The organism is Bacteroides xylanisolvens XB1A (assembly GCF_000210075.1).
GTDB lineage: Bacteria > Bacteroidota > Bacteroidia > Bacteroidales > Bacteroidaceae > Bacteroides > Bacteroides xylanisolvens.
This window is the reverse complement of record NC_021017.1, coordinates 445474-449966: the sequence shown is the minus strand read 5'-3', so window position 1 is coordinate 449966 and position 4493 is coordinate 445474. Positions and strand designations below refer to the sequence as shown.

The following is a 4493-nucleotide window of genomic DNA, read 5'->3' as shown; positions in this document are numbered from 1 at the left end:
CAACCGGCAAATCATACTTTGGTATATTACTTTCCATTATTGCTCTTTTTGTTTGTCCTCAAAGATAGAGATTATTTAATTCCTATCTTTTAAATAATTAAAATCGGAACATTGAATCATAAAAAAATAACATCTATATTCTATTTCTAAGAAAATGATCCGAATATAAAGAAACGGGATGCGGAAAGTTTACCTTATCCGTATCCCGTTTTATTGAAATCAATTGATAGAAAGATTTATTGAATATCCAATGCGTCAAAAGCAATTCCGTCCATATTTTCTGCCGAAAGTAATACTTTGTAATGTCCGGCATTGATAAAGGTTCCGGTGGTGGTGCTCATCATCTTCCATTTATCCGGTGTTTCCGGGAAGCTCAATACGTCCTCTTTCAATACAACTCCTTTTGAATCAATGAATTTCATTAAGACAGGTATTGGCTTTCCGGTAGTGTTCATATATTTAAAGCGAAGGGCGTACACTTGCGCCAACCCGGTAGAAACATTCCATTCAATGCTGTTGCCTTTTCCTTTACCAAAAAACACTCCCATCTGTTTGCGATGTTCTTTCTTTTGGAATTTGCCTTTCAGTACAGCCGTTTCTGCTTCGTATGATATACTGACACGAGCATTTTTGTCTTCCGGAAGTAACTCTTTCGGAGTCTTTTCCATTACTTCTTTATCCGCCTTTTCCCAACTCCAGCCGGACGCAGGGAATACCGTCGGTTTCAGTTCCTGATCTGTGCTGGCAATAGCAATGCCTGAAATCAAGGCTTGTCCTGCTTTCACTTCCGGGAAATGAATTTTCAACATTCCCCCCTTCACTGTGGCATATACTACTTTCTTACAAACTCCGTCATGACCGCTTTCAGCCCAAATATCCAAGTCGTCTAATACAACAGAATCATTCACGGCAACATCAAATATGCGCAGCCCTTCACAGTCGGTAGAAGCGCTTCCGCCCGTACCATGCCAAGGCTCTGTGAAATACAGTTCAATACGATATGTTCCGTCTGCCACAGGGAAACGATATTCCAGCTGATGACGTCCGAAGCGGAAATGTTGGAATAACGTCCAGTCACGAGTGCCGCGAATCGGATCATTGGTGGTACGTTGACTGGCAAGATAAGGATTCAGGTCCTTGAAATTCTCCGCCCATGAACGCGAATAATTCGTATTGTCCTGTAACCAGAGCTGTCCGAAGCTATCTGTATAATCATCCCCTCCACAGTTGAGACGATACAGATAATTATATCCTGCCTCTCCTTTCAATATCTTTTTATCATCCTGATAAAGAAGTTCGAAGTTAGGGGCTTGTTCCAGGCCATTTAATAGGATCAGGTCTTCTGCCACCGGCTTACCTTTATAATATCCTACTACACGAAGCACGTTATAACGAATATCCCGGTTTTCCCACATAAAATGAGTGCCTGTTCCGTTGTTCTTTTTACGTCCGAGGAAGGTTGCCTTTTCATTTGTCAGATCGTTGTATAGCAATACAGAATCACAATTGCTGTAAGCCTCGATAGTGGCACGGCGACGTCCTTTTTCAAAGCGGTTGGCCCATGTATGTGATACCAGGTAAACCATCGGGTCTTTTGCAGCCGGAACATAGTTGGCGCGATACATATAATATACGTCCAACGGTTCTTCCCACGGAGTAACCAATCCTTTATAATTGAACGGACCTACTTTATCTATCTTGCGATACGCTTCATCCGGTTGGCGGCGTCCGGGATTGTCATGACTGCTATATATCCATTGGAATTGTCCGCAAACACTATCTTTAGCCTGTTCTGCCAAACGGATTTTAGTTTCCATCAGCTGACACATACGGTCTTCACTCCACACTCCGTTCACCTGGAAATCTCCCGGCTCCGTATGTAGGTCGATGCTTCTCCACGCTCCATATTCTCCGTTCAACAATTGGTTCGCTTGAGAGAGCTCACGACCGTATTTCGTCACATCTCCTCCATACGTACCACTCCAATTCTGAATCACATTCCAGTCTGTACCTTCACCGCCATTGCAAGTTGTTATGACACGCATTGTCTTTGTAGTCGGATCCATCTCCCGAATAATATCACTGCACTCCTGTGCAAACTCACGAGGCAAAGTGCTTTCATTCTGCAATCCCCACATCACCACTGACGGAGAATTACGACGTTCTTTCACCCATTGACGAAGCAACTTTTTAAAGTTCTCACGAAACTCCGGAGTGTCATACCACACGTGGGCGGAAAATTGTGTCCAAAACAAGATTCCCTCTTCATCCCAGTACTTCTGATAATCGAGATGATGGGGCTGATGAGCATCGCGGAATGCATTGAAACCGGCTGCACGTATCTGTTTTACCCTTGCGGCAACCTGTTCATTACTGAACGCATGGCTTTGTCCGAACTGATGCTCATACTCGCATACTCCATTGATAAACACCGGCTTTCCATTCAGGTAAAAACGTCCGTCTCCATCGTTTCGTTTTACCGGCCAGCTAATGGTACGAATACCGAAGGGTGTCGAAATTTCATCCGTTGTCTTCGTATCGCGCTTAATCATGCTAGCCAATTTATAGAGATATGGATTTTCCGTATTCCATAAGACAGGATTCTCAACAGGAGCCTGCTGGCGAATCACTTTCATTTCTCCCGGAGCTAAAGTTACTTTTTCAACCAAACGGAAAACTTGTTTTCCATCAGCATTGCTTAGTTTATTGACTAACTCTACCGTTTCTGTTGTTTTACTATAATTCTTAACCTCTGTTTCTACAAATACGTTAGCAGCCTTTTCGTCATTCCAAATATGTACACCGAAAGGTTCTATGCGAATCTCATCCGTTACTTCCAATACCACAGGACGGAAGATTCCTAACGGCTGGGAACCCTCACTAAATCCCCATTCCGATGAACATCCTCCACATACCCAAGGCATATCGGCAATCATTTCAGGATGCTCGGCTTTCACTTCCAGGCGATTTACTCCCTGTTTCAATTCATCTGTGACATCCAAAGTCAACGTAGTGCGCCCTATGGGATGACGACCGAAGTCCTTTCCGTTCACTGTAATGGTGGCGTATGTACCTACTCCGTCAAAACGAAGGAAATATTTTTTAAGTTGAGAGTTGAGAGTTGAGAATTGAGAGTTGTTGAGGATGAAGTCTTTTTTGTAAAGAACGGTTCCGTGAAGATTGCCGTGAGTCAATTGACGATACCCATAATAATCATCCCAGTTATGAGGTATATTCACAGTCTTTTCACTCTCAACTCTCAACTTTCCATTCTCAACTCTCCAAGTTTTCCAGCCTTCATTTAATTCAATAATTTGCCGGCGATTCTTACTCTCCGGAGCCGGGAAACGGACAGCCGAACGTCCCATCGGCTTACTGGTAGCAATGGCAATGCCACGTTGCTCTGCGTTGTTTACCGCACAATAGAAATGATAAACCACTCCGTCATGTTTCACCACATAGCTCTTATGAGCAAACAGTTCATCGTAGTTCTTGGAGGGGATAATCAGGTCGGCCCCTTTCCAGTCGGTCCAGTTCACCAAATCATAGCTGGCGGCAAATGTATTGAATGCTTTATATTTACGCGAAGGTTCAAAAGCAGAGAAATAGAACATCACATACACATCTCCCATCTTTTGGATATGCGCATCTCCTGTAATGGTTCCATCTGCTTCGTGCGCAAAAACAGGATTTCCGGAGTAGCGTTTCCATGTCTTCATATCTTTGGAAAGCGCAATGCCGACACGTTCGCCTTTTAAATCCGTTTCTGGATGACGGCCGCCCGCGTTGTAATACATCACAAACGGAGCTCCCAATGTTTTATCTTTATCCCAATAAACGGTACTCTTATATTGAGTTAGTTTTTCCCACCATTGGGCATCTTTATCATGGATGCTCAAAATCGGTTTGTCCAGAGATTCCCATTCATGTGCCGTAGAAATATCTCCTTTCGTCCATGCCAGTCCGACATAAAGCGGAGCTTTTACAGCTTCGTAGCCTGTTCCTTCACCACCGATATAAGTCATCCAATGGCGACCTTTATAAGTCTGAAGCTCATAGCTTCCACCCCATTCCATATCCGGCAATGCAGGAAATCCGCCACGCTGATTGCAGTCCCATTTTCCATCCCGATAAGAAAGAACCCGTCCCAAAGTGCGCCATTCGAGCAAATTATCACTTTCTGCTATCCACGTTTCGTAACCACGACCATCGGTTCCACCTTTGCCGTTGTAAACCACATAAGTCATCAGCCACTTGTCTCCCTGGCGAAAAACGGTAGGACAATCAATCTTATGATAATTGTCTGCCGGGGCAACTGCGAGCCCGTACTTGTATGGTGTCTTTACTTCCTCATAAATTTGCTCCATTCGTTCCTGCGGAACTTCCCGTTGCGCATACAGAGAGAAAGTGGTGGCTATACTAAAAACTGCCAGCAATAACTTCTTCATGATACTTTTTCTAATCGTTTAATACTTAAATAGTGCATAACCACT

Annotated in this window: 1 protein-coding gene; it reads right to left on the bottom strand. The window is 43.8% G+C overall.

Annotated features, from left to right (window positions below; genetic code table 11):
* Positions 1-236: 236 nt before the first annotated feature.
* On the bottom strand, positions 237-4448 hold the full coding sequence (locus BXY_RS01820; RefSeq protein WP_015531074.1) for a beta-d-glucuronidase/beta-L-arabinofuranosidase: 4212 nt from the start codon (positions 4446-4448) through the stop codon (positions 237-239).
* Positions 4449-4493: the final 45 nt, after the last annotated feature.

Excerpts from the sequence above, each read along its gene's own strand:
- BXY_RS01820 (WP_015531074.1), bottom strand. The coding sequence starts at position 4,448 with ATGAAGAAGTTATTGCTGGCAGTTTTTAGTATAGCCACCACTTTCTCT.